The 23,153-nt window shown below is 62.2% G+C and carries 26 protein-coding genes; 5 read left to right on the top strand and 21 right to left on the bottom strand.

What is annotated here, in order from left to right:
• Window positions 1-14 precede the first annotated feature (14 nt).
• The 4 genes from AC3WWH_RS24230 to AC3WWH_RS24215 all read right to left on the bottom strand — a co-directional run bounded on the left by AC3WWH_RS24230 (window position 15) and on the right by AC3WWH_RS24215 (window position 3,298).
• The gene (locus AC3WWH_RS24230; protein WP_113398828.1) at window positions 15-656 is read right to left on the bottom strand and encodes a DNA-3-methyladenine glycosylase family protein; all 642 of its coding nucleotides are present in this window, start codon (window positions 654-656) and stop codon (window positions 15-17) included.
• 94 nt (window positions 657-750) lie between these two features.
• A complete protein-coding gene (ada, locus tag AC3WWH_RS24225) occupies window positions 751-1,842 on the bottom strand; it encodes a bifunctional DNA-binding transcriptional regulator/O6-methylguanine-DNA methyltransferase Ada (RefSeq protein WP_492377298.1) in 1,092 nt (363 codons plus the stop codon).
• Between the two features lie 274 nt (window positions 1,843-2,116).
• Window positions 2,117-2,566: an ester cyclase gene (locus tag AC3WWH_RS24220; protein WP_440661825.1), complete on the bottom strand. Its 450-nt coding sequence runs from the start codon at window positions 2,564-2,566 to the stop codon at window positions 2,117-2,119.
• Window positions 2,567-2,803: 237 nt separating this feature from the next.
• Window positions 2,804-3,298 carry a DUF6428 family protein gene (locus AC3WWH_RS24215; protein WP_058322566.1) on the bottom strand — a complete coding sequence of 165 codons (495 nt, stop codon included), beginning with the start codon at window positions 3,296-3,298 and terminating at the stop codon, window positions 2,804-2,806.
• Between the two features lie 43 nt (window positions 3,299-3,341).
• Between AC3WWH_RS24215 and AC3WWH_RS24210 the strand changes: the two genes are divergently transcribed.
• Together AC3WWH_RS24210 and arsK are read left to right on the top strand one after the other, a co-directional pair.
• Window positions 3,342-3,683 (top strand): ArsR/SmtB family transcription factor, encoded by a 342-nt coding sequence (locus tag AC3WWH_RS24210; RefSeq protein WP_058322565.1) that lies wholly within the window; start codon window positions 3,342-3,344, stop codon window positions 3,681-3,683.
• A 19-nt stretch (window positions 3,684-3,702) separates the two neighbouring features.
• Window positions 3,703-4,905 carry an arsenite efflux MFS transporter ArsK gene (gene arsK / locus AC3WWH_RS24205; RefSeq protein ID WP_058322564.1) on the top strand — a complete coding sequence of 401 codons (1,203 nt, stop codon included), beginning with the start codon at window positions 3,703-3,705 and terminating at the stop codon, window positions 4,903-4,905.
• On the opposite strand, the gene arsH is transcribed toward arsK, so the two are convergent.
• The 16 genes from arsH to AC3WWH_RS24125 all read right to left on the bottom strand — a co-directional run bounded on the left by arsH (window position 4,906) and on the right by AC3WWH_RS24125 (window position 19,037).
• Window positions 4,906-5,634 carry an arsenical resistance protein ArsH gene (arsH, locus tag AC3WWH_RS24200; protein ID WP_162752533.1) on the bottom strand — a complete coding sequence of 243 codons (729 nt, stop codon included), beginning with the start codon at window positions 5,632-5,634 and terminating at the stop codon, window positions 4,906-4,908. It lies immediately after the preceding gene.
• Window positions 5,609-6,031, bottom strand: a complete 423-nt coding sequence (arsC, locus tag AC3WWH_RS24195) for an arsenate reductase (glutaredoxin) (protein ID WP_058322562.1) — start codon at window positions 6,029-6,031, stop codon at window positions 5,609-5,611. The genes arsH and arsC overlap by 26 nt, the downstream gene beginning before the upstream one ends.
• A 2-nt stretch (window positions 6,032-6,033) precedes the next feature.
• Window positions 6,034-7,092: an ACR3 family arsenite efflux transporter gene (gene arsB / locus AC3WWH_RS24190; RefSeq protein WP_058322561.1), complete on the bottom strand. Its 1,059-nt coding sequence runs from the start codon at window positions 7,090-7,092 to the stop codon at window positions 6,034-6,036.
• Window positions 7,079-7,618 carry an arsenate reductase ArsC gene (locus tag AC3WWH_RS24185; protein WP_113398826.1) on the bottom strand — a complete coding sequence of 180 codons (540 nt, stop codon included), beginning with the start codon at window positions 7,616-7,618 and terminating at the stop codon, window positions 7,079-7,081. Before AC3WWH_RS24185 ends, arsB begins: the two co-directional genes overlap by 14 nt.
• Before the next feature lie 15 nt (window positions 7,619-7,633).
• Complete coding sequence (gene arsN2 / locus AC3WWH_RS24180; protein ID WP_058322559.1) at window positions 7,634-8,074, bottom strand: arsenic resistance N-acetyltransferase ArsN2; 441 nt, start codon at window positions 8,072-8,074, stop codon at window positions 7,634-7,636.
• Window positions 8,071-8,424: an ArsR/SmtB family transcription factor gene (locus AC3WWH_RS24175; RefSeq protein WP_110881662.1), complete on the bottom strand. Its 354-nt coding sequence runs from the start codon at window positions 8,422-8,424 to the stop codon at window positions 8,071-8,073. Before AC3WWH_RS24175 ends, arsN2 begins: the two co-directional genes overlap by 4 nt.
• Before the next feature lie 201 nt (window positions 8,425-8,625).
• Complete coding sequence (gene nadE / locus AC3WWH_RS24170) at window positions 8,626-9,468, bottom strand: NAD(+) synthase (protein ID WP_058322558.1); 843 nt, start codon at window positions 9,466-9,468, stop codon at window positions 8,626-8,628.
• A gap of 249 nt (window positions 9,469-9,717) precedes the next feature.
• Window positions 9,718-10,608 carry an intradiol ring-cleavage dioxygenase gene (locus AC3WWH_RS24165; protein ID WP_492377297.1) on the bottom strand — a complete coding sequence of 297 codons (891 nt, stop codon included), beginning with the start codon at window positions 10,606-10,608 and terminating at the stop codon, window positions 9,718-9,720.
• A gap of 3 nt (window positions 10,609-10,611) precedes the next feature.
• Window positions 10,612-12,366, bottom strand: a complete 1,755-nt coding sequence (locus AC3WWH_RS24160) for an FAD-dependent oxidoreductase (RefSeq protein WP_058322556.1) — start codon at window positions 12,364-12,366, stop codon at window positions 10,612-10,614.
• Window positions 12,359-13,444, bottom strand: a complete 1,086-nt coding sequence (locus AC3WWH_RS24155; protein ID WP_058322555.1) for a branched-chain amino acid ABC transporter permease — start codon at window positions 13,442-13,444, stop codon at window positions 12,359-12,361. The genes AC3WWH_RS24160 and AC3WWH_RS24155 overlap by 8 nt, the downstream gene beginning before the upstream one ends.
• Window positions 13,445-13,454: 10 nt before the next feature.
• Window positions 13,455-14,318, bottom strand: a complete 864-nt coding sequence (locus AC3WWH_RS24150) for a branched-chain amino acid ABC transporter permease (protein WP_058322554.1) — start codon at window positions 14,316-14,318, stop codon at window positions 13,455-13,457.
• Complete coding sequence (locus AC3WWH_RS24145) at window positions 14,305-15,027, bottom strand: ABC transporter ATP-binding protein (protein ID WP_058322553.1); 723 nt, start codon at window positions 15,025-15,027, stop codon at window positions 14,305-14,307. The genes AC3WWH_RS24150 and AC3WWH_RS24145 overlap by 14 nt, the downstream gene beginning before the upstream one ends.
• Window positions 15,024-15,743 carry an ABC transporter ATP-binding protein gene (locus tag AC3WWH_RS24140; RefSeq protein ID WP_058322552.1) on the bottom strand — a complete coding sequence of 240 codons (720 nt, stop codon included), beginning with the start codon at window positions 15,741-15,743 and terminating at the stop codon, window positions 15,024-15,026. Before AC3WWH_RS24140 ends, AC3WWH_RS24145 begins: the two co-directional genes overlap by 4 nt.
• A gap of 40 nt (window positions 15,744-15,783) precedes the next feature.
• Entirely contained in the window at window positions 15,784-17,064 is a 1,281-nt protein-coding gene (locus AC3WWH_RS24135) for an ABC transporter substrate-binding protein (RefSeq protein WP_058322551.1), read from the bottom strand.
• 39 nt (window positions 17,065-17,103) lie between these two features.
• Window positions 17,104-18,165: a maleylacetate reductase gene (locus AC3WWH_RS24130; RefSeq protein ID WP_058322550.1), complete on the bottom strand. Its 1,062-nt coding sequence runs from the start codon at window positions 18,163-18,165 to the stop codon at window positions 17,104-17,106.
• Window positions 18,162-19,037: a dioxygenase family protein gene (locus AC3WWH_RS24125; protein WP_373419874.1), complete on the bottom strand. Its 876-nt coding sequence runs from the start codon at window positions 19,035-19,037 to the stop codon at window positions 18,162-18,164. Before AC3WWH_RS24125 ends, AC3WWH_RS24130 begins: the two co-directional genes overlap by 4 nt.
• 89 nt (window positions 19,038-19,126) lie before the next feature.
• Between AC3WWH_RS24125 and AC3WWH_RS24120 the strand changes: the two genes are divergently transcribed.
• From AC3WWH_RS24120 to AC3WWH_RS24110, 3 genes are all read left to right on the top strand, one after another.
• On the top strand, window positions 19,127-20,077 hold the full coding sequence (locus AC3WWH_RS24120) for a LysR family transcriptional regulator (protein ID WP_058322548.1): 951 nt from the start codon (window positions 19,127-19,129) through the stop codon (window positions 20,075-20,077).
• Between the two features lie 151 nt (window positions 20,078-20,228).
• Complete coding sequence (locus tag AC3WWH_RS24115) at window positions 20,229-21,050, top strand: HlyD family secretion protein (RefSeq protein WP_058322547.1); 822 nt, start codon at window positions 20,229-20,231, stop codon at window positions 21,048-21,050.
• Window positions 21,050-22,459 (top strand): ABC transporter permease, encoded by a 1,410-nt coding sequence (locus AC3WWH_RS24110; RefSeq protein ID WP_058322546.1) that lies wholly within the window; start codon window positions 21,050-21,052, stop codon window positions 22,457-22,459. The genes AC3WWH_RS24115 and AC3WWH_RS24110 overlap by 1 nt, the downstream gene beginning before the upstream one ends.
• Window positions 22,460-22,645: 186 nt before the next feature.
• On the opposite strand, the gene AC3WWH_RS24105 is transcribed toward AC3WWH_RS24110, so the two are convergent.
• Complete coding sequence (locus AC3WWH_RS24105; RefSeq protein ID WP_058322545.1) at window positions 22,646-22,843, bottom strand: heavy-metal-associated domain-containing protein; 198 nt, start codon at window positions 22,841-22,843, stop codon at window positions 22,646-22,648.
• Between the last annotated feature and the right edge of the window lie 310 nt (window positions 22,844-23,153).

Here is a 23,153-nt window from a genome sequence, read left to right as displayed (position 1 = left end):
TTCCGGAGCCGTATTTACTTCAACACGTTTCCGCGCTCGCGCGGGATGCGCCACAGATACCAGGCCGCGACCGTGCGATGGGGCGACCAGGCCTTCGAGAGCTCGCGCAACTGTTTCGGTTTCGGTTGCTCAGGCAGCGATTTGAGGACGCGGTAGCCTTCGCGGACACCGAAGTCATCGACGGGCAGGATATCCATCCGCTCCAGAGAATACATCAGCAGCATTTCGACGGTCCAACGGCCGATGCCCTTGATGCCGACCATGCGGTCGATCAGCGCCTCGTCGTCCATGGTGGCGGCGATGTTGCGGGTGGGGATCAGGCCATCCAACGTTCCCTGGGCGATCGCCTTGATGGTGGCGATCTTGCTGGCCGAGAAGCCGCAGGTCCGAAGTTGGTCGAACTCGGCCGCGATGAGGTCTTCCGGGCTTGGAAAATCGCGGTCATCCAAGAGCCCCTTGAGGCGTCCAATGATGGCGTCGCCAGCTTTGGCCGTCAGCTGCTGGTAGGCAATCGCGCGAATGAGCGCCTCGTATGGTTCGCGGGCGGCCTTGGGATCGTGTCGGCAAGGGCCGACCAGTTCGATCAATCTGGCCCAGTCGTCGTCATGGCTGGAGAGGAAGGCGACAGCTTCATCGTAGCGAGAAGGCAAATTCATGTGGACGCCTTGCGTTCGTCGGCGATCGCGAAGCGCGGCCGGTTGTTGGTGGTCAGGATGTGGCCGCGGCGGAGCGGCGGTTGCGGCCGTGACGTCATGCGGTCTGAGGCGATTCCCGATCGAGCAGGGCGCGCTTGCGTTCGACGCCCCAGGCATAACCGGAAAGCGCGCCGTCGTTGCGCACAACGCGATGGCAGGGAATGGCGACTGCGATATTGTTTGCGGCGCATGCTCCGGCGACTGCCCGCGTGGCGCTCGGCGAGCCGATACGTCGGGCGATTTCAGAATAGGACACACGCGCGCCGACAGGGATCTCCTGTAGGACCTGCCATACCCGGCGCTGGAACGCCGTGCCGCGGACGTCGAGCGGCAGATCGAGGCCGACGCTGGGGTTTTCGACGAAGCCACAAACGCGGGCGATCAGAGCCTCGTATTCGCGGTCTATGCCGATCAGGCGCGCCTTCGGAAAACGATCCTGAAGATCGCGAACCAGCTCGTCCGGATCGTCTCCGAGCAGGATCGACGCGACGCCTTTCGTGCTGGACGCCACGAGGATTGCGCCGAGATAGGACTGGCCGACCGCAAACTTGATCTCCTCGTTGGCGCCACCCGCACGGTACTGTGTCGGCGTCATGCCGAGCATACCGGTCGACTTTTCGTAGAAGCGGCCGCTGGAATTGAAGCCGGCGTCATACATCGCCTCGGTGACGCTCGTGCCGGTTTCGAGGCCCGCACGCACTTTCTTCGCGCGGTGGCCGGTGGCATAGGCCTTCGGGGTCAGCCCCGTCGACGTCTTGAACATACGATGGAAATAGCTCGGACTGCGGTCGACAGTAGCCGACAACTCTTCCAGCGACGGTTCCTCCTCGCTTTCCTCGATGATGCGGCAGGCCTTAGCGATGAGCGCGGCATTCTCGCATTCGAGCGAAGGGCCATCGGGGTTGCAACGTCGGCACGGACGAAAACCGGTTGCCCGTGCGCTTTCGAGCGTATCGTGCAGCGCGACGTTCTTCGGATTTGCCGTGCGTGACGGGCAGGAGGGCCTGCAATAGATGCCAGTTGTCGAGACGGAATACCAGAAACGACCGTCGGCAGACTTGTCGCGCGCTACGATCCGCGCCCAGCGGGGGTCGTCCCCCACGAAAGGAGGTGAGGTGTGAAGGGTTGGTGCGGGCCGGATGTTCATGTCCATGGTCTTCTACTCGGATTTGTTCTGGCTCGATCGTGCCTCCGATCCGCGCTGGTCACACTCCGATCCTTGCTCTCGAATCGAACAAAACCCACCCGAAACTTGCGCAGGGGGTCGCCGGGTTCCCGGGGGCACGCACCTTCAGTGCACAGGCAACCAGCGCGAGCAGGTGAGCGTTTTGAGGCTAGGCCGCACGCGTAGCTTCGAGCGGGGCGATGAAACATGCCATCGAGGCTCGCACGGGGAGCTGTGCGAGCCTCGATGGCTTCGATCAGGCCTTCCGGATCAGCCCAAGCTGCATCATCGCGGTCAGACCGTCGTCGAGGCCATGCTCTTCGACGATCATGCCGTCGACCACCTTCAGAACAGTCTTGCCGGTAAAGTGCATCTTGCGGCCGGTCGCCGCAGGTACGCCGCCGAGCAGGAAGTCGTCGAAAGCCGGACCCGTGTGGGTGCCGCCGCCTTCCCACTGGCCGACCACATAGTCGCCCTCGGCAATCAAGTCAGCGGTGCCCCAGAAGTTGAGATCGGGGAACGCGGCGCGAAAGTCGGTCATGAACGCCTTGATGTCTTCGCGGCCACGGCGCGGTTCGTGCAGGGAATATTGCAGGAGCATATCGGGCGCCGCGATGTCATCGATAACAGCAAGATTGGCGTCCTTGCCCCAGAATTCGGTGAACCAGCGAACGACGACGGCCTTGTTGTCTTCTTCGTTGCTCATGGAAATATCCTCTTTTCAAAATCGGGCGACCATCGAAACCGCTCGATGACCTGATGAAAGGGATATGTGAGCTTGCCGGGCGCCAAACTCCGGTTCTTATCTTCGAATTGGAAACGGCGTGCGAGGTGAGCGCTGGCGGTTACCGCATGGGGGAAACGGCCGTGCAGGTGATGGCCGGCGCCTCCATCAAGAGCAGAGATTGGATCATCCGACCCTTCGCGAATATGCCTTGACCCACTAGGCGCAGCACCGCTTTTCATTGGACGCGTGTTCAGCCAGCCACCGGTCTCGAGGCTTGCAGCTCGCGGGGCGGGGCGTCAAACTGACGTGGAGAGCACCGTCTTCCGCGACAGGATCGTTTGCGCAGAACAACTGCATCGGGCGGACTCCATCGCTCACTTCGAAGGTCAGCTTGGCGGAACCGTCAAGACGGACGTGCTCGGAAACCTTGCGGACAATGGCCGAAAATTTGCCGGCCGTCATATGGGTCCGTTCGCCCTCTTCGATGTCCCACAACTGCACGAAGATTTCAGACCAGGCCTCCGGGTTAGCGCCGCAATCGAGCGCGGAGAACTGGCCAGCCTTGACCTCAGTTACATGGTAGCCGGCCTTTACGGGCTTTCCGTCGTAGGCGAACACCAGTGGGAGGTCCGCGGCGACAGCGATCCTTTCAAGCAACTCTCCGAGCGAGATGTCAGTTTTGTTGGAATGGCTATTGTCGATCCTGCTCATTTGCGTCTATCCTCGATTTCAATGATTCAAGGATTATTGAAATATGGATGATCGTCAAGCCCTCGCGTCCTTTGCGGCACTTTCCCAGGAGACCCGGCTCGCCATCGTAAGAACGCTGGTCGTCGCCGGCCCTGAGGGCCTGGCCGCAGGCGCGATTGCGGAGCGCATGGGCGTTTCTCCATCGAACGTCTCGTTTCACCTCAAGGAACTCGAACGCTCCGGCCTCATCTCCCAGCGCCGCGAGTCGCGTTCGATCGTCTACAGCGCAAGTTATGACACGCTGGCTGACCTGGTGACGTTCCTGATGGAGGACTGCTGCGCAGGACATCCCGAAATCCGCGGCTCGGTCGAGCGATCCGCTCGTTGCTGCCCAAGCGAAGCGTAGAGCGCCGAGGAATACGTCATTGCATACGAACAAGGTTCCTGCGGGCATCGTCTCCGCTCTCGGTGTCACGCAGATTATTGGCTACGGCACTCTCTATTATGCCTTCAGCATCCTGGCGCCAGGAATGGCCAAGGACCTGGGCATCAGCCTGGAACGGGTCTTCGCCGTCTTCTCGGTCTCCCTGTTCATTGGAGGTCTTTCCGCTCCGTTCATCGGCAGACATATGGACAAGGTCGGCGCGGCGACGGTGATGACGGCTGGTTCGACCCTTGCGGCGTTCACCCTGGCGCTTTGCGCGTGGTCGCCGTCCGTAGCGCTCTTTGCCCTTGCAATAATCCTGCTGGAGGTGTCCTCCGGCATGGTCCAGTACCAGGCAGCCTTCGCGACGCTGGTCGAGAGCGAACCCCGTTCAGCCTCCCGCAGCATCACCTATCTCACACTGATCGGCGGCTTTGCTTCGACCATCTTCTGGCCGATCGCCGCGACACTGATCAGGTACCTGTCCTGGCGGGAAATCTATCTGGTGTTCGCGGCGCTCAATCTTCTCATCTGCATGCCACTTCACTACTGGATCATGCGTGCCGGAAGGGTCGGTTCCAAACTGGATGAGACAAGAACCCGCGAAGTCGTCGTCGGCGCACTTGAGCCGCAAGCGCGCCGCCGCGGGATGTTGCTGGTCTCCATTGCCTTCTCGCTTTCGGGGTTCACTCTCGCGGCAATACTCGCCCACATGGTGCCGATGCTGGGCGCGATCGGACTCGGCAGTGCGGCGGTCGTGATCGGATCGCTGTTCGGCCCGGCACAGGTCATGAGCCGCCTGATCAACATGGCCTTCGGAAAGGGCCTGTCGCCGCCCGCGCTTGCGATCGTCTCTGCGGCGCTCATGGTCCTCGGTGCGGTATTACTCGGGGTGTCGGGTGATTGGTTGCCAGGCGCGGTGGCTTTCGCCGTCTGTCTTGGCCTTGGGTCCGGAATCAACAGCATCGCTCAGGGGAGCCTGCCACTCTATCTGTTCGGGTCCGCAGGCTACGGAGCGATTACAGGAAAGATGGCTGCGGCCAGACTGGCAGTGGGTGCCGCCGCCCCCTTCGCGTTCGCCACGGCGATGGAGAATCTCGGCATCGCCGCGGCGCTGTTCGTCAATGCCATGCTTGGTACGCTCGGTATCGCTGCATTCGTCGCAGTGGCCGTCTCTACGCGCAGCCCCACGAAGACTGAGTGACTAAATCGACCTCAACGACACCCGCTTTTCAAGTTCGGCAGCGTCTTCCTTCCGTTCGCTGTAGCGGTCGGTCAGGTAGGCGGAAGCGTCCCTCGTCAGCAGCGTGAACTTGACCAGCTCTTCGCACACGTCCACGACGCGGTCGTAGTAGGAAGACGGCTTCATCCTGCCGTCCGCATCGAACTCCTGGTAGGCCTTGGCGACGGACGACTGGTTCGGGATCGTGATCATCCGCATCCAGCGGCCGAGGACGCGCATCTGGTTCAGAGCGTTGAAGGATTGGCTACCCCCGGAAACCTCCATGATCGCGAGCGTCTTTCCCTGCGTCGGACGGATCGATCCGAGCGACAGGGGAATCCAGTCGATCTGAGCCTTCATGATGCCCGTCATCGCGCCATGGCGCTCGGGGCTGACCCAGACCTGGCCTTCGGACCATTGCGACAGCTCGCGCAGTTCCTGCACTTTCGGATGGCTGGCCGGAGCCGCGTCGGGAAGCGGCAATCCTCTCGGATCGAACATGCGCACCTCGCACCCCGAACGCTCGAGAAGTCGTCTGGCTTCGTGCGCGAGCAGCCGGCTGTACGATACCTCCCTGAGCGAGCCGTAGAGGATCAGGATGCGCGGCTTGTGCATCGAAAAGGCGGGACGCAACGCGTCGAGGTCAGGCTGGCGAAGATGCGGCGACTGCAATGCGGGAAAGGTCTCAGACAATGCGCTTTCCCTCCTGATCGAGGACCTGTTCGCCGTCTTCCTTGAAGAAGGCTCCCTTGAAGGCATCCGGCAGGATGTCGAGAACGACCTCCGAGGGGCGCGCGAGCCTTGTGCCGAGCGGCGAGACGACGAACGGCCGGTTAATGAGGATCGGATCCTTGAGCATGGCATCGAGCAACTGGTCGTCCGTCAGATTCGGATCGTCGAGACCCAGCTCGACGTAAGGCGTACCTTTCTCGCGGATCGCCTGCCGGACGGTCAGCCCGGCGTCAGAGATCATCCTTGCCAGTTCCTCGCGCGAAGGCGGAGACTGGAGATAATCGATGACCGTCGGTTCGATCCCGGCTGCGCGGATCATCTCCAGCGTGTTGCGGGACGTGCCGCAGGCCGGGTTATGATAGATGGTGACGTCCATTGTCATGTCCTTTCGGTAATGGTGTTCCGGGAGACGGCGGGTGCTGCCTCGTACCAGCCCTTGGTGCGGTTCACGGCCCAGACGACCGTGAGCATCACGGGAACCTCGATGAGCACGCCGACGACCGTCGCCAGCGCTGCGCCGGACTGGAAGCCGAACAGGCTGATTGCGGCCGCGACCGCGAGTTCGAAGAAATTGCTGGCCCCGATCAGTGCCGAAGGTCCGGCGACGCAATGGCGCTCGCCCGACATCCGGTTCAAGACATAGGCCAGCCCCGAGTTGAAATAGACCTGGATGAGGATGGGGACGGCCAGCAGCGCGATGATCGTCGGCTGGGCGATGATCTGCTCACCCTGGAAGCCGAAGAGGAGGACGAGCGTCGCCAGCAGCGCGACAAGCGAAAGCGGCTGCAGCTTCCCCAGCATGACGTCCAGCGCCCTGGTCGTGCCGTCAACCGTTAGTCGACCTCTCAGAACCTGCGCGATGATGACCGGGACCACGATATAGAGGACGACCGATAGAACGAGCGTGTCCCACGGTACGGTGATGGCCGACAGCCCGAGCAGGAGCCCGACGATCGGCGCGAAGGCGACAACCATGATCGCATCGTTGAGCGCGACCTGGGAAAGCGTGAACAGCGGCTCGCCGCGCGTCAGATTGCTCCAGACGAACACCATCGCGGTACAGGGCGCGGCCGCAAGGATGATCAGGCCGGCGATGTAGGAGTCGATCTGATCGGCGGGCAGATAGGGACGGAACAGCCATCCGATAAACAGCCATCCCAGCAGCGCCATGGAGAACGGCTTTACCGCCCAGTTGATGAACAGGGTCACGCCGATTCCGCGCCAATAGGTGCTCACCTGCGCCAGCGAGCGGAAGTCGATCTTGATGAGCATCGGGATGATCATCAGCCAGATCAGGATGGCGACGGGCAAATTCACCTTGGCGATCTCCGCCGCGCCGATGGCCTGGAAAACACCGGGCATCAGATGACCGAGGGCGACGCCGACGACGATGCAGAGAAAGACCCAGATGGTCAGGTAGCGTTCAAACGTCGACATTAGCGCACTTTCCTTGGCTTGCCGTCGAACCTTCCATCGCGCCGATCTGGCTGAGCTTCGTTTCGAGCGCCAGGTGATCGATCGATGCCAGTGGGAGGCTGACGAACACCATGATCCGGTTCTTGAGGAAGCGGGCGGCTTGCGCGAAGGCGCGCTGGATTTCGACCTCGGTGCCAACAACGGCGGCCGGGTCTTCGACACCCCAATGCGCGGTCATCGGATGTCCGATCCATACCGGGCAGGCCTCGCCGTGTGCGCTGTCGCAGACGGTGAAGATAAAGTCCATTTCGGGCGCACCAGGCTCGGCAAACACGTCCCAACTCTTGGAGGAGAAGCCAGTCGCCGGATAGCCGAGTGCTTGCAGTTCCTTCAGGGCATGCGGATTGATCTCGCCTTTGGGCTGGCTGCCTGCGGAGAATGCCCTGAACCGTCCTCCGCCCTCTTTATTGAGGATGGATTCGGCGAGTATGGAACGTGCGGAATTGCCCGTGCACAGGAAGAGCACGTTGTAGGTCTTGTCGGTCATGGTCGTTGTCCGTGGTTAGGTCGGAGGATTGCTGAGTTTCATGATCGTGGCCGATGCCGGGCAAATGCCCGAAAGCTGACGGGTTGCGAGAACGGCGGACGGCGCGTCGGCGCGCTCGACCGCAACGAAGCCGAGGCTTTCGAAGAACGGCGCGGCGGTCGTCGTAGCCAGGAAGACTGCCGAGCTTTCTTTGACGGCTTTCAGGGTTTCCTTGATCAGCGATCTGCCGAATGACTTTCCACGATGCTCGGGCAAGATGACCATCGACCTGAGGAGGACGGCATCGCCGCACGTCTCGATGCCAGCGTAGCCAATTGTGCCGCCATCGGAGGAAACCGCCCTGAAGAACGAGCGTCCCGGCTCTCCGAGGTCCTCGATCGGAAGACCGGAGGCCGATAGCGCCAGCGTCAGTCCGGGATCGCTTCCCGGGACTGGCTCCAGTCTGACGTCGCTCATGACAGCTTCACCTCGGGTCCGCAGCAGGGCGTAAGTTCGGCGATCAGCGGCGCACAGAGTTCGGTCGAGCCGCCACAGCAGTCTTTCAACAGGAAGAGGGTCAGGTTTCGCAGGCCGTGTAGGTCGGCTCGATAGATGATCGAGCGGCTCTGCCGTTCGCTTGTCACGAGGCCCGCGCGCGACAGCGTTGCGAGGTGCGCCGACATGGTATTCTGCGGGACGTCGAGAAGGCGGGCAAGTTCGCCGGCAGGCACGCCATCCGGTTCGTGTCGGACGAGAAGCCGGAATGTCTCGAGCCTGGTAGACTGGGCCAGTGCGGCAAGCGCCGCTATTGCAGTAATATTATCCATGTATCCAGAATAATGGATATATTGGATATGTCAATTGCTCCCGACGATCCTGTCCACTATTGGCGCAAAGCGGAAGCAGCCCCTGATGCATAGTCCTCCCGGCAACAGCGCTCACGGCTGTGATGACACCTTTTTGCTGGTGTCGCTTGTCTGCGCGGGCCTCGCACCGGAATGGACCAAGGATTTGCCGACCCGCAGATATCATGCAGTCGTGGCGTGCAAGACCGGGTGATGGTCCGTGGGGACGACGGGAAGGGCGCGCTTATGTGCGCTGGCGCGATAGGTTGAGAGTATGCGTTCAGCCGCAGCCGGCTCGACAGTTCTGCCTTCGAGAAAGTCGTCGATCTGGTCGTATGTCACGCCGTAAGCATCCTCGTCCGGTCGCAGAGGTGCATCCGATTCAAGGTCAGCGGTGGGAGTTTTCCAGACGAGCTGTTCCGGCGCCCCCAGTTTCGAGGCCAAGGCGCGAACGCGGCGCTTGTTCAGACCGGCGAGAGGGAGAATGTCCGCTGCGCCATCACCGAATTTCGTGTAGAAGCCCATGAGCGCCTCAGCAGCGTGGTCCGTGCCGATGACGAGACCCGACGATGCCCCGGCGATTGCATATTGCGCGACCATCCTCTGCCGCGCCTTCACGTTACCGAGGATGAAATGGTGACGCGGGGCCGGGTCAACGCCACCGGCAAGGATTGCGTCCATGAGGCTATCGGCCGCCGGTTTTATATCCACGGTGATGACACGGTCCGGGCGGATCGCAGCGACAGCTGCGGCCGCATCGTGTTCATCCGCTTGCACGCCATAGGGAAGCCGGACGGCAATGAACGTCGCCGAATAGCCGCTTTCGCGTAACTCCTGAACGGCGCGCTGGGCGAGAAGCCCGGCCGTCAGGGAATCGACCCCACCGCTGATCCCGAGCACGTAGGCGCGCTGTCCGCCTTGCACGAGATAGGCCTTCAGGAATTCAATCCGCGTGCGGATTTCGCTCAGCGCATCGAATTCCGATCGAACGCCAAGCGCCTGAATGATGGCAAGTTGCTCTTTCACTGAATGTCTCCTGCTGACTTCGCCTCGTCGCTCCTGGCGGTCCGTCCCTTCGGGGTGACCGCACCAGATATTTCATCTGAGGATCCGAAGGAGGCAAGGGAATAACCTTCCTGCCTCCTCCTTCTTCCACGTCGAAGGCACGCACGCTAGCAATGCTGGACGTGGTCTTGCAGCAGAATGGCGAGCTGCGGCCTGAGCGGCGATTGCTTTTTTGGCGTGCCGCTGCCAGGCAATGACCTCTGAACCGGATCAGTTGGCGCCCTTTGACCGTGCCAGCACGAAGTCGTGGTTCACTTCCCAGAAGCGACCCGAAAATCCGTAATCCGCGGCGCGGCCCGGGTCCTCAACGCGCCGGAAAGTCGCAAGTAAGCTTTGCTTCACTCCGAACACCGCATCCGAATGGATATACGGATCATCCGGATCGAAGATGTGGGTGATGAGCGTCTCGTACCCGTCGGCCTTGATGATGTAGTGGAGATGGGCCGGGCGGTTGGGGTGACGCCCGAGATGCTCCAGCATCCGGCCGACCGGACCGTCGTTCGGGATCGGGTAGTATTTCGGCTTTACCGCCCGGAACCAATATTCGCCGTCTGGCCCGGTGCGGAAGACGCCGCGCAAGTTGAACTCCGGCTGGATGCCCTTCTGCTGAACGTCATAGAAGCCTTCGTCATTGGCCTGCCAGACATCGATCACTGCGTCAGCAATGGGCCTGCCCTCGGTATCGAGGATGCGACCGCCGACCACCATGTGCTCGCCCTTCTGGTCGAGACAGATGTTTGCGCCCATCTCGAGCTCCGGCGCGTCCTGGACATGAAACGGGCCCAGCACGGTGCTTTCGGAGGCACCCGACGGCTTGCGATTGTTGATTGCGTCAACCAGCATCGAGACGCCCAGAGTGTCGGACAAAAGGATGAACTCTTGCCGCCATTCGTTGCACATCTGTCCGGTGCGTGTGAGGAAGAGGATCGCCTCCATCCACTCCTCCTGCGTCGGCTCGATTTCCCTCACCGCTTCGTGCAGCTTGCGCGTCACGACTTCCATGATCTGTTTCAGTCGTTCGTCCGTGGCATTTTTGTTGCGACCCGTGACGACCTCAATCGAGTTTTCTTCGGTGAAGAAGCCTTTCTCATGCGCTTCCATGGATCACCTCCCAAGCACTGATGTCATGACCCGACGAAGGTCTGCAACGGGATCTGCCGACTGCGCCTCCGAGCGCCAGCAGACGTGATGGTCAGGACGCACGAGAACGATGCCGCTGTCACGCACTTCGCTCAGCCCGGCCCAGTCGCCGGTGAAATCATCCCACTGCTGCCGCGCGCCGATGGCGTGGGCCGCGATATCGACACCAAGCTCATGGCCGACGACCTTCGCCGCTTCGATCCACCCCTGTCCGCCGATCCCGGTCAGGACGGTGAACCGGCCGTGGCCGGAGAGATCGAGCGTCGAGGCCTTCTTCCCATCGCCAGAGAAAACCCATGCATGCGGCAGTCGGGCCCCCGGCCAGGTGGTCTGCTGGAAATGCAGTTCCGGGTCCTTTGCAAAGGCCGGTTCGGGTTGACCGTCGGTGACGATCGCATCCGAACGATAGCGCTGGTTCATCTCGACACCGTGAGCGTCGAACTCGTAGACCTTGGCGGCGATCGCCTTGCGGATGGCGGAGCGCTGTTCTTCCGCTGCCGGCGTATCGCGGCAGCGCCCATCCATGTTCTGCTGCATCTTCACCGGATCGATGGAATCGAGCAGGCCGAGCGCCTTGAAGATCGGGCCGAACTCTTCAATCGACTTGTTGGCGCGGCTGACGATCTGCTTGGCGACCGGCGCTCGCTCCGTTGTGTAGGTATCAAGCAGCTTTTCGCTCGCCTGGCCCTTCAGCACAAAGGCGAGTTTCCAGGCAAGGTTGAAGGCATCTTGGATCGAGGTGTTGGAGCCGAGCCCGTTCGATGGCGGATGGCGGTGCGTGGCATCGCCCATGCAGAAGACGCGTCCGTTCGACATCGTCGTCGCATACATGTTGTTGACCGTCCAGGTCGAGACCTGCTTGATCGTGACGTCCAGATCTTGCACGCCGACCAGGTCGCGCACCACCTTCTTCGCATGGGCTTCGTCAACGGCCGGTGCCGGCTGGTTGATGTCGTATCCCCAGACGATCAGCCACTCGTTCCAGGGGCGGACCATGCGCACGAGGCCCATGCCGATACCGCCGACGTCGGCCCCCGGTTGCAGCACCCAGTAGAGCACCGAAGGACGATGGGCGACATAACGCGACAGGTCGGCCTCAAACAGGATGTTCATTGAGCCGGCAACGCCCATCCGGCCCTCGAAGGTGAGCCCGGCATGCTCCGCGACCTTCGAATTGCCGCCGTCAGCGCCGATCAGATACTTCGAGCGAACGGTGATTTCCTTGCCGGTCAACCGGTCGAGACACGTCGTGGTAACGCCTTCGCCGTCCTGCACATGGCTGACATACTCCGTCGACATCCGCGCCTGGGTACCGCGCGAGCAAGCCGTCTTGAACAGGAGCGGCTCCATGAAAGTCTGGGGCAGATCGTTCATGTGGCTCGGCGAGGATAGCTGGTGTTCGGCGCGCGAGACCGGGTGCTTGCCCCAGCTTTTCATGCGTCCGATCTCTTCGCCCGCAAGCGAGGTACAAAAGACGTTCTCGCCCATCAGGTCCTGTTCGGCGGCGAACATATAGACTTCGTCTTCCACGTCCCGGCCGAGATCGCGCAGGACCTCCATCGTGCGCTGGTTGGTGATATGGGCGCGTGGCGTGTTCGCCAGCCAGCGATAGCGGTTGATCACCATGTTTTCTATGCCGTAGCTCGAAAGCAGGGCGGCCGTGGCGGAACCGGCCGGCCCCGTGCCGATGATGAGTACGTCGGTTGTGATATCAGCCATTTGGTCCTCCCTTTGGCATGTGTGCGAGTGGTCCGCCGATCAACTTGCGACGGACCGGAAAGAGCTGGATACCGGTGCGATCGGAGAACAGGCCCCAGAGACCGCGCGGCGAAAAGAGCATGACGAGGATGCCGATGAGGCCAAGGACCAGCAGGTACCAGGAGCCAAAATCGGCGAAGAGCTTTTGCAGCAGGAAAAAAAGCACCACGCCGACGATCGGCCCTTCGATGGTGCCGATCCCGCCGATCACCACGATGAAGATGACGTAGGCCGTCCAGTCGGTGACGGAAAAAGCCGCGTCCGGCGAAATACGCGCTTTCTGCACGTAGATCAGCGCACCGGCCAGTCCTGTGACGAAGGCCGTCGCCACGTAGACCAGAGCCTTCATGCGGCGGGCGTCGACGCCGAGGGCCCGGGCGGCCTGCTCGTTGTCGCGCACGGCCGCAAGACCGAGCCCCTGCTTGCTTCGCAGCAGGCGGTAGATGAAGCCGATGGTCGCGAGCGCCAGGAGGAGCGCAATCCAATAGGTGAGGGCATCGCTGGCCGCGGCCGCCTTCATGCCGAAGAGGTTGCGCACGATATCGACGCCTGCCATGTCCTTCGTCGCCTCGCGCGGCAGCGACGTGCCGGTGCCCCCGCCGAGCGCCTTCCACTGTGCGAGCAGCAGCCGCACTACCTCGGCCACCACCCAGGTGCCGATGGCGAAATAGGGCCCCTGCAGCCGGAAGGTGAAAAAGGCAGTCGGAATGGCGAGAAGCGCCGAAAGAGTGCCGGCAATCAGGATCGCAACGATGGGATCGACGCCCGCCAGAATGACCGCACCGAACATCGCATAGGCGCCGAACCCGACGAAAACCTGTTGGCCGACCGAGATCAGCCCGGCATAGCCGGCAAGCAGGTTCCAGTTCTGCGCCAGCACGAGCATGGTCAGGATGAAGAAGAGATCCTGCACGACGCCGCGGGACACGATGAGGGGAGCTGCAATCGCAAGGGCGAGGCCGGCGACTGCCGCCAAAGCCGCAAGCGATGAGGTTCCGCTTCGGGTTTCGACCTTGAAGGACGGAATGGCGATGGACATCGGCTTGACCTCAATCGACGGCGCGAGGGAAAAGCCCGCGCGGCTTGATGACGAGAACGGCGAGGAAGGCGAGATGTCCGGCAAGGATCTGCCATTCCGGATTGACGGCCGCCCCAAGCGTCTGCGCAACGCCGAGGATGACCCCGCCGGCAAGCGTTCCCCAGAGCGAGCCGAGGCCGCCGATGATCACGGCTTCGAAGGCGTAGATCAGGCGGGACGGTCCCGATGTCGGATCGAAGTTGGCGCGGGTGCCAAGATAGAGGGCGGCGATCGTCACCACGACCATGGCAAGCCCGGTCGCCATGGCGAAGACGCGTTGCGGGCGAATACCCATCAGCCCGGCTGTCACGATGTCGTCGGAGGTTGCCCGGAAGGCGCGACCGAGCGCCGTTCGATAGATCAGCTGGTTGAGGCCGAAGATCACGGCGAGCGCCGACAGGAAGGTCATCAACGGCATCAGGCCTATGTTGAGCGAGCCGACGCCGATCGAAGCACTTTCCAGCGCCCCGATGGACACGCGGCGGCTGTCGGCGGAAAACGCTTCGAGCAGGCCATTCTGGAGGACGATGGAGATGCCGAACGTGACGAGCAGCGGCGGCAACACGTCCTTGCCGAGCGTGCGATTGAGCACGAAGTATTGCAGGCCCCAACCTGTCAGGAACATCAGTGGCGCGGCAATGAGCGCTGCCAGGAATGGATTGAGGCCGAGCGCCGAGGTCAGCAAAAGGATCAGGAATGCGGCAAGCACGATCAGGTCGCCATGGGCGAGATTGACGAGCCGCATGATGCCGAAGACCAGGCTCAGGCCGGCGGCAAACAGGGCGTAGAGCCCGCCGAGCAGAACGCCCTGCACGATCGTATCAATGAAGCTCATGGCGCGGCGCTCCGAAATAGGCCTGGTGGATCTGCTCGCGGGTCAGCACCTCCGGACGCCCCGAAAGCGTCACCCGCCCTTCCATCAGGCAATAGACCTGGGTTGCGACCTTTAGTGCCTGGGCGATGTCCTGCTCGACGATGACGATCGAGGCACCGGTCGCGCGGATACGCGGGAAAGCCGCGTAGATGTCGCGAACGACGACCGGCGCCAGGCCGAGGCTGATCTCGTCGCAGAGCAGCACATCCGGGTTGGACATCAGCGCCCGGCCGATCGCCACCATCTGCTGCTGGCCGCCGGAAAGGGCCGTCGCCGGGCTGTTTCGACGCTCGCGCAGGATCGGGAAGAGCTCATAGACGCCCTCGATCGTCCATGGTCCCTGTCCCTTGCGGCCATAGGCGCCGATCAACAGGTTCTCCTCGACGGTCAGCGACGGGAACAGCCGGCGGCCTTCCGGTACCATGGCGATGCCGCGGGCAAGCACGTCGGGTGCTGCCAGCGCGCCGATCGGTTCATCGCGATAGACGACCATGCCCGGCTCGCTTGCGAGCACGCCGGAGATCGCGCGCATCAGGCTGGTCTTGCCCGCGCCATTGGCGCCGATGATCGCAACGGTTTCCCCCTTGGCAACGGCGATATCGACACCGAAAAGGGCCTGGAAGTCGCCGTAGAAGGCCTTGAGCCCTCTGGTTTCAAGCATCGCCGTCATAGCTCGATCCCCAGATAGATCGCCTGGACGGCACGCGACGCCATGAGCTCGTCGGGCTTTCCAATGCCGATCACCTTGCCGAAGTTGAGAACCAGAAGCCGTTCGACCACCGAGGTCAGCGCATGAAGCACATGTTCGATCCAGATGATGGCAACGCCCTTTTGCTGGATGGCACTGATGGTCGCGACCAGCTGGTGGCATTCGGCTTCCGTCAAACCGCCGGCGATCTCGTCCAGCAGCAACAGCCGGGGTTCGGTGGCAAGCGCCCTTGCCAGTTCCAGCCGCTTGCGCTGCAGAAGGGTGAGGCCGCCGGCCAGTACATTCGCCTTCTCGAACAGGCCGGTGTCCACCAGGATTTCGGCGCAGCGGTCACAGGCTTCCGCCTCGCGCCGCCGCGTGCCAAAACTGCCCGCGACGAGCAGGTTCTCAAAGACTGTCAGCTTTTCGAAGGGTTGCGGGATCTGGAAGGTCCGCCCCATGCCCGAAAGACAGCGCGCCATCGGCGGCGTTCGGGTGACATCCACGCCGCCGAAGCGGACCGTGCCGCTGTCGGCGGCGATGTTGCCGGTAATCAGATTGAACAGCGTCGACTTGCCGGCGCCGTTTGGCCCGATGATGCCCAGCGCCTCACCCTCGCCGACCGAAAAGCTGATCTCGTCGGCGACGGTCAGCGCGCCGAAGCGCTTCGAGACCCGCTCGAGCTCTAACAGAGACATGCCTGACCCTCCTCGGTCACAGTCCCACGCCATCAGGCGCTTAAACGATCGCTTCCATTTTTCCACCGGCGGGGATGTTCGGCGCCGTCTTGTTGTCGGTAATGACGAGGTCGTAGCCGCCGGCGTCCTTCAGCCGCCACTGACCGCCGACGAGCGGCGTCTTGGCGACGTTGCGGGCAGCAAACGGCGGCAGTCCCTTGCCGTCCCATGCAATGGGACCGACGAGCGTATCGAGTTTTGTGGCGGCGATTGCCTGGGCCACTGCATCGCCGTCCGTCGGGTCGTCGGCCCGCGTAACGGCGTCGACGGCCAATTCGAAGAGGGCGTGGGCAAAGCCGATCGGCTGCGTCCATGGCCGGCCGGTCGCCTTGGTGAAAGCGTCGGCCACTTGAGCGGATGTCTCGCCTGTCAGCGACGAGGCGAAGGGGTGGCTCGGCGACCACCAGACTTCGGACGAGAGATTGTGCCCGGCCTTGCCCAGTGCTTCGACCGCCTGCGGAAAGAGCAATGCCTTCCCGATCGAGGCGACCTTCGGCACGAAACCCTGCTGCTTTGCCTGGTTCCAGAAGGTCGTGAAGTCAGGAGGGATGACCACGCCGGTAACGATCTCGCATCCAGCCGATTTGAACGCATTGATCTGGGCAGAGAAATCGTCCGTCATGTTCTGGTAACGGCCGGGATCGGTGAGCCCGTAGCCAAGCTTTTCGAGGACCGGCGGGAAACCCACGGTCCCGTCGCCCCAGGCATTGCCGTCACCGTCATTGGGGAAGAGGCCGCCGACTTTGTGGTTCGTCTCGACCTGGGCCCACATATTGGTGAAGACGGCGATCACATCCTCGAGGCCCCAGAAGAAGTGATAGGCATAGTCGAACGGTTTCCACGAAGCGGGATCGCTTGGGTTACCCTGTTGGCCGATGAACCAGGGCTGCCACGGCGCAACCGTCGAAATGCAGGGCATCTGTTCGGCTTCGCAGGTGGTTGCAACAGGGTTCGTGGTTTCGGGTGTCGAGGCGACCATAACCAGATTGACCTCGTCATCGACGATCAGCTGCTTGGCGACTTCCGCCGCCCGGTTCGGGTTCGACTGGCTGTCCTTGACGACAACCTCGAAGTTTTGGCCCTTGGCCTTGGTCGCCGCCAGAAACGCGTCGATGACGAATTTGTCGGCTTCGCCGAAGGCAGCGAGCGGCCCGGTTTGCGGGCTCACATAACCAAGCTTGATCGCCGTGTCCTTGGCAATCGCCGGCATCGCAAGTCCGGATGAAAAGGCGACTGCGCCACCTGCGGCTGTCGTCTTCAGAAAATCGCGTCTCGTCAGCATGGTTCCTCCTCCCAATGCCCTTCCTCCCGAAGGGTCTCGTCAGTTCGTCGGCCGGCTGCCCTCCCAGGCATCCTGCAGCAGCGCCCGAATGGACTGGCGGTCAATCGGGCGTGGGTTCCAGTAGGGGTTTTCGGTCGCAATCGCGGCGGTCCGATCGAGATCGGCCTCCAAAAGGCCGAGGTCCTTCAAGGCCAGCGGCGCACCGAGCGACTTTGCGAAATCCCACAAGCCGCCGCCAACCGATCCGCCGAAGGTCCGGGCCACAGGTTCAAGCAGCTCAGGCACGGCCGCGGCGTTGTAGGCCGCCGTATGCGGCAGCATGATCGCGTGGGTTTCCGCGTGCGGCGTATCGAAGGTGCCGCCGAGCGTGTGGCAAATCTTGTGATGCAGCGCCATGCCGACCACGCCGAGCACGGTGCCCGAGAGCCAGGCGCCGTAAAGCGCTTCGGCCCGCGCCTCGCGATCGCGCGGCGTCCCGATGATCGTCGGCAGGCTCGTCTTGAAGGCTGACAAGCCTTCTTTCGCCATCAGCGAAGAGATCGGGTTACGATCCTGCGCATAAAGCGCTTCGACCGCATGGGCCATGGCGTTGAGCGCGCTGGTCACGCTCATGCCGACCGGCAGGCCGAGAGTCAGCTCGGGATCGTAAATCACCACCTCCGGCAGGATCGAAGGATGCCTGACGGTCGTCTTTCGGCCGCCTTCCGTCTGTCCGAGGATCGGCGTTACTTCCGAACCGGCGTAGGTGGTCGGGATAACGACTTGAGGCAGATCGGTGCGGTAGGCGATCGCCTTGCCGAGCCCGGTGGTGGATCCGCCGCCAAGGGAGACGACACAGTCGGCGCCGCTTTGGTTGACCGCTTCCATCGCCTTTGCCGTGACCTCGACTGGCGTATGCATCACGGCCCCGGCAAAAACGCCTGCGGCAAGTGGCCCGAGCCGCTCCGCCAATGCTTCCGCGTCTGCCCGTTGCTGCGGTGTTGAGAGCACCAACGCTCGGCTGCACCCAAGCTTTTCGACCCAGGCTCCGGCCTCGCGGCTCCTGCCTTCGCCAAAGACGATGTGCGCCGCACTGCCCTGGTAGGTGAAATTGTTCCTCACGACCCAGATCCTTCCCTTGCCCTCGCCATCAGGAACTTGAAGTCCAGCCGCCAGCCGGGCTTGCCGCCGATGTCGGAGCATTTGAATTCGTGCACCAGTTCCGGCTTGACGCCGAAGATCGCGTCCTCGTCGATATGAGGATCGCTGCCGTCGTAGATATGCGTCGTAATCGTCTGGAAACCTGGAGCGGTGACGATGAAATGTAGATGGGCTGGGCGCCGGAGCGAACAACCCGCCTGGCCAAGGAGCTTGCCCACCGGCCCGTCTTCCGGGACGCTGTAGCCGGCGGGGCGCACCGTCAGGTAGTCGAACCGCCCTTCGCGATCGGTCTTGAAGACGCCGCGCAAATTAAACTCCGGTTGCAGGTCCGGTTGCTGGTTCTCGTAGAAACCTGCGGCGTTCGCCTGCCAGGTCGTGACCTCCGCGCCCTCGATCGGGTGGCCGTCGAGATCGAGCAATTGCCCGAAGACCGCCAGCCGCTCGCCGACGCCATCGAGCGAGATGTTGCTGCCGGATATGCGTTTCGGCGTGTCGGCGCGAAAGAACGGCCCACGGACCGTATTGGGTGTCGCCTGTTTCGGGCGACGGGAGTTGATCTCATCGACCAGCGCCGAAGCGCCAAGCAGGTCGAACAGCAGACCCCACTCCTGCCGCCGCTCGTCCGTGGTGTGACCAACCTCGGTCAGAAACTCGATCATTTTGCGCCAGTCGGCTGCGCTGGGACGCAATTCCCTGATAAGCCCGTGAAGGTGGGTGACGACCGTGCGCAGCACCAGCGGCAGCGAGCCGTCGTCGGCTTGCGATATTCGCTGTGCGAAAGCCTCGGTGAAGGCTGCTTCATTGGGATTCGAAACCATCGCGCCCCGCATCACACTCCTCCAGACACTTGGCTGAAATGAAAGCTAACACGGGCATCTGGCGCGATTGATGATTTTACTCTGAGTTAATATAATCAATTGTTATGAAGATAGACGAACGCCATCTTGTTCAGCTCGCCGCGGTCGTGAAAGCCGGCGGTGTCACCGAAGGGGCAGCGCTGCTCGGACTGTCGCAGCCGGCGATCTCGCGCACCATTGCCATGCTCGAAAAGCGCCTGGGCGAACCGCTTTTCGTCAAAGGGCGGCGGCCGCTGCAACCGACGCCGCTCGGGCGCGCGCTCGCCGATCATGGCCAGGTCATGCTGTCGGCCTCACGCAAGGCGTCCGATACGATCGAGAGCTTTCGCCTCGGCAAAAGCGGTCTGGTGCGCGTGGGCGGCACGCCATTTTTCATGGACGCCTTGATCGCGCCGATGATCGCGGACTTCCAGGCACAAAACCCCGACGTCAGGATCGACCAGAGCTACGGCTACATGGCCGACCTGCGCGCCGCCCTGAAGGGTGATCAGATCGATCTTGCTATCTGCCCGCTCGATATTCTTGAGGAAGGATCGGGCTTGGCGTTCCAGAAGGTGCTTCCCGGTCGAAACGTCGTCGCCTGCCGGGTCACGCATCCGCTTCTGTTGAAGCGACGACCGCAGCCGTCGCAGCTACTCGAATATCCCTGGGTGGCGCCGCCGCCGGGAAGCCCGTTGCTTGCGGATCTTCATAGTCTGCTGCTCTCCTTCGGGGCGACCGAGATCAAGATACGCTACACAGGCGGCTCGTTGATGAGCCTCGTCAACTATCTGAAGGGTATCGACGCCTTGACTGTGCTTCCGCACAGTGTCGTCTTCGCGCTACGCAACGAAAAATCGATCACGGCACTTCCGGTTTCCGTCCCGCACCCGGAACGCGCTCTTGGGCTTCTGAGGCGCGCGACCTCGGCGCATACCCCGGCCATCGAAAAGTTCTCGCAACATATCCGCCACAGTTTCGAGCAACTTCAGCACCTCATCCATCGACATGAACAGGCCGTGGTTTGGGGTGTTTAGCTGGATATGCGCCCATGCGAACCGGTAACCGCATTTCGAATCTGTGACGGGACGACCTCGATCGCGACCACGGCGTAGGTTCGTTCGCGCGAATTCAAGTTCAATCCGTGGATCGAATGCAGGTCGGTATCCGCTCGATGCCGCGGGAGTCGTGAAACCGATTAGGTTCAAGAAAGAGAGTTCCGGCGAGTCCGACGCCTCGATCAGCAATCCCGAGCTGCTGATGAAGCTGCAGGAGGCCGAGGCCGCTCGCGCCGTCGCGGTGGCCGACCTCAATCGGATCGAAGTCGGCACAAGGGCAGAGGTGGTGGCGGAACGCAAGGCTGCGGTCGCAGCCAGCGAGGCAAGCCTGACTCTGGCACAGCAAACCTATGATCGCACGCTGCAGTTGACCCAGGGCGAACACGCGTCGGTCCAGAACCTCGACCAGGCAACGGTAAATCTCGATGTCGCCAAGCGGTCGAATGAGCAGGCCAAACTCGCCTACGACGAGGCCGTGGCCGGTTACACGCCAGAGGAGCGCGGTGTCGCGAAGGCGGCCGTGGCGAAGGCGGACGCCGCAATCGCGACCTTGAAAGCACAGGTCGCGGAGTTGACAGTGACCGCGCCTATCGCCGGGCAGGTCTATCAGATTGCCACCGGATCGGGGGAGTATGTCTCGCCTGGCGTGCCTATGCTCTCGCTCGTCGATCTTTCCGATATCTGGGTACGCTTCGACCTTCGAGAGGATCTCGTGAAGGGCCTGAAGGTGGGTGACCATTTCCAGGTGAAAATTCCAGCTCTCGGTGACAGCCCCGTGGAAGTCGAGGTCCGCACGATTGCGACGCGCGGCGAATATGCGGGCTGGCGCGCAACGCGGGCGACCGGTGACTTCGACCTCAGGACCTTCGAAGTTCGGGCCTATCCGGTCGAAAAGATCGCCACGCTGAGGCCGGGCATGAGCGCCTATGCCGACTGGGCGGACGCACGGTGATGACGGCCGCTCAGCCTCGCGGGCTCGTTGCGGTCGCCGCCCGGGAAGTCCTGTGGATGTGGCGGGACAATGTGGCCCTGCTTCTGGTGGTGGGCATCCCGCTTCTGGCTTTCTCGCTGCTTGCCGCAACTTTCGGAAATGCGGTCATCCGCAATCTTCACGTCGACGTGGTCGATCAGGATCGGTCGAGAACCTCGATGACCTTCGCGCAGGCAATCAGCGCCGCTCCCGGGGTCAACGTCGACAGGCGGTCCTTTGATCTTAGCGGCGCCATGCACGCGGTGCGGTCGGGTGAGGCGATCGCTGCCGTCTATATCCCCAAGGATCTCGAGCGTGACATCATGGCCGGGCGGCGGCCGCAGATCGTGGTGTTCTTCAACAAACAGTATTTCACACCCGGGAACGTCGCTTCGAGCTCCCTGCAGTCGGCGGTTTCGGCGGCGATCGCCGACCTGCCGCGCGGCGCGGCAAGCCCGGGCTTCAGGCCGGGCCTGCTCGTCGTCGAGCAATATGTCCTGACCAATCCGACCCTGAACTATGCGCAGTTTCTGCTTCGCGCCATATTGCCGACGGTGCTTCATGTCGTTGTCGCGATCGCGGGCGGTTATGCTGTCGGGTCTGAATTCGGATCGCGCAGCATGAGCGAATGGCTTGCCACGGCCGGAGGCAGCAGCCTCACGGCTCTCGTCGGCAAGTTGCTGCCTTATTTGGCGATCTTCCTGCTGATGATGGCCGTGGTGCTCGGCATCATTCACGGTCTCTACGAGATCCCGTTCCGCGGCAATCCGGTCCTGGTCGCGGCGGCTGCATGCCTTCTCATCATTGCCTATCTCTCGGTCGGCGCTCTCTTTCAACTGCTCGTCAGAAACCTCGCTTCCGGCCTCAGCCTGACCGGTATCTTTTGCTCCCCCGCTTTCGGTTATGCCGGCGTGGGCTTCCAGATCCTGGCAATGAATACCTTCGCCCAAAGCTGGGGGATGCTTCTGCCGCTGCGCTGGTACATTCAGGTCCTGTTCGACCAGGCGGCCCGAGGTGTACCTGAGCAGGATTCGATTACGCCCTTCATGGCACTTGGCGCTCTCGCAGCGCTCTATTTCCTGTTCTCATGGCTTCGGTTGCGCGCGATCGCGAACAGACCCTTGCCCACCGCGGAGGAGGCGGTCGAACCACGGCGATCAGGCAGTATCAGCGTCGCCCGCGCGCTCGCGGACGAATATGGCCGCGTCCTGCGAGACCGTGGAGCTTTCGGCCTCATCGTTCTTGGCCCGATCATCTACGGTCTGTTTTACCCGCAGCCCTATGTCGGGCAACTCATCCGGAACATTCCGATCGCTGTCGTCGACGACGACCACCGTCCTGTGGCGGCAGGATCGGCGGAACGGGTGCGCCTTCCGGCGGGTTGGCGATGAGCTTGGCGATCGATTCGCCCTGATCCGGTGCGAACGCGGTGATGTAGACGAGCCCCTTCACCTATCAAGCTGGGTGCGCACCAAAGCGCTTCGCGCAGTGTCTGGATCCATCCGGTTGGGGCCGTGGATAGTCCACGGCCCCTAATTGATGCCTTAAGCAAGGCCGTTGTCTGCGCAGCTCATCGTCTAGAGTGCGCGGCTTTCGTAGCCGGCGGCCCTCAAGGCGTCGGCGATCGGGCCAGCAGCAGCGGCGGTTTCGACGCTGACTTCCCGGTTGCCGAGATCGACCTTGATCGTCGCCTGCGGATCGACGCTTAGGATTGCCTTCTGCACGGCGCCGGCGCAGTGGCCGCAGGTCATGTTGTCGATCTTGTAGGTCTGCATGCTTGTCTCCTTCGTTTCGGTGTGAGAGAAACATGGGGTTTCCCACCGTTGGAAGGTCAAGACGGCCTTTCAACATATTTTTTCGAGGGTTGTTGTCCGTGCCCTTCGGATGGTGGCGAACACGCGAAAGACGCCGTTTCGGCGCCGCCAAATGCTCCGAAAAATTTGAAAGTCTTTCATCACCGATCCCGGGAATGGACGGCTAGCGGTCCGGCTCCGGAAGCCGCACAATCCCAAGGCTGTGCAAAAGGCATTCGCATCGTCCGAAAGAGGGCGGACGATCGCCAGCCGGCACGAAGCCTTAAGCGAA

Source organism: Ensifer sp. EB106-03-01-XG145 (assembly GCF_058792075.1).
The sequence above is the reverse complement of the archived record's forward strand: the minus strand, read 5'-3'. Positions and strand labels throughout refer to the sequence as shown.

Coding starts and splice junctions, on each gene's coding strand:
- AC3WWH_RS24230 (WP_113398828.1), bottom strand. CDS start 656: ATGAATTTGCCTTCTCGCTACGATGAAGCTGTCGCCTTCCTCTCCAGC.
- ada (WP_492377298.1), bottom strand. CDS start 1,842: ATGAACATCCGGCCCGCACCAACCCTTCACACCTCACCTCCTTTCGTG.
- AC3WWH_RS24220 (WP_440661825.1), bottom strand. CDS start 2,566: ATGAGCAACGAAGAAGACAACAAGGCCGTCGTCGTTCGCTGGTTCACC.
- AC3WWH_RS24215 (WP_058322566.1), bottom strand. CDS start 3,298: ATGAGCAGGATCGACAATAGCCATTCCAACAAAACTGACATCTCGCTC.
- AC3WWH_RS24210 (WP_058322565.1), top strand. CDS start 3,342: ATGGATGATCGTCAAGCCCTCGCGTCCTTTGCGGCACTTTCCCAGGAG.
- arsC (WP_058322562.1), bottom strand. CDS start 6,031: ATGGACGTCACCATCTATCATAACCCGGCCTGCGGCACGTCCCGCAAC.
- arsB (WP_058322561.1), bottom strand. CDS start 7,092: ATGTCGACGTTTGAACGCTACCTGACCATCTGGGTCTTTCTCTGCATC.
- AC3WWH_RS24185 (WP_113398826.1), bottom strand. CDS start 7,618: ATGACCGACAAGACCTACAACGTGCTCTTCCTGTGCACGGGCAATTCC.
- arsN2 (WP_058322559.1), bottom strand. CDS start 8,074: ATGAGCGACGTCAGACTGGAGCCAGTCCCGGGAAGCGATCCCGGACTG.
- AC3WWH_RS24175 (WP_110881662.1), bottom strand. CDS start 8,424: ATGGATAATATTACTGCAATAGCGGCGCTTGCCGCACTGGCCCAGTCT.
- AC3WWH_RS24165 (WP_492377297.1), bottom strand. CDS start 10,608: ATGGAAGCGCATGAGAAAGGCTTCTTCACCGAAGAAAACTCGATTGAG.
- AC3WWH_RS24160 (WP_058322556.1), bottom strand. CDS start 12,366: ATGGCTGATATCACAACCGACGTACTCATCATCGGCACGGGGCCGGCC.
- AC3WWH_RS24155 (WP_058322555.1), bottom strand. CDS start 13,444: ATGTCCATCGCCATTCCGTCCTTCAAGGTCGAAACCCGAAGCGGAACC.
- AC3WWH_RS24150 (WP_058322554.1), bottom strand. CDS start 14,318: ATGAGCTTCATTGATACGATCGTGCAGGGCGTTCTGCTCGGCGGGCTC.
- AC3WWH_RS24145 (WP_058322553.1), bottom strand. CDS start 15,027: ATGACGGCGATGCTTGAAACCAGAGGGCTCAAGGCCTTCTACGGCGAC.
- AC3WWH_RS24140 (WP_058322552.1), bottom strand. CDS start 15,743: ATGTCTCTGTTAGAGCTCGAGCGGGTCTCGAAGCGCTTCGGCGCGCTG.
- AC3WWH_RS24135 (WP_058322551.1), bottom strand. CDS start 17,064: ATGCTGACGAGACGCGATTTTCTGAAGACGACAGCCGCAGGTGGCGCA.
- AC3WWH_RS24120 (WP_058322548.1), top strand. CDS start 19,127: ATGAAGATAGACGAACGCCATCTTGTTCAGCTCGCCGCGGTCGTGAAA.
- AC3WWH_RS24110 (WP_058322546.1), top strand. CDS start 21,050: ATGACGGCCGCTCAGCCTCGCGGGCTCGTTGCGGTCGCCGCCCGGGAA.
- AC3WWH_RS24105 (WP_058322545.1), bottom strand. CDS start 22,843: ATGCAGACCTACAAGATCGACAACATGACCTGCGGCCACTGCGCCGGC.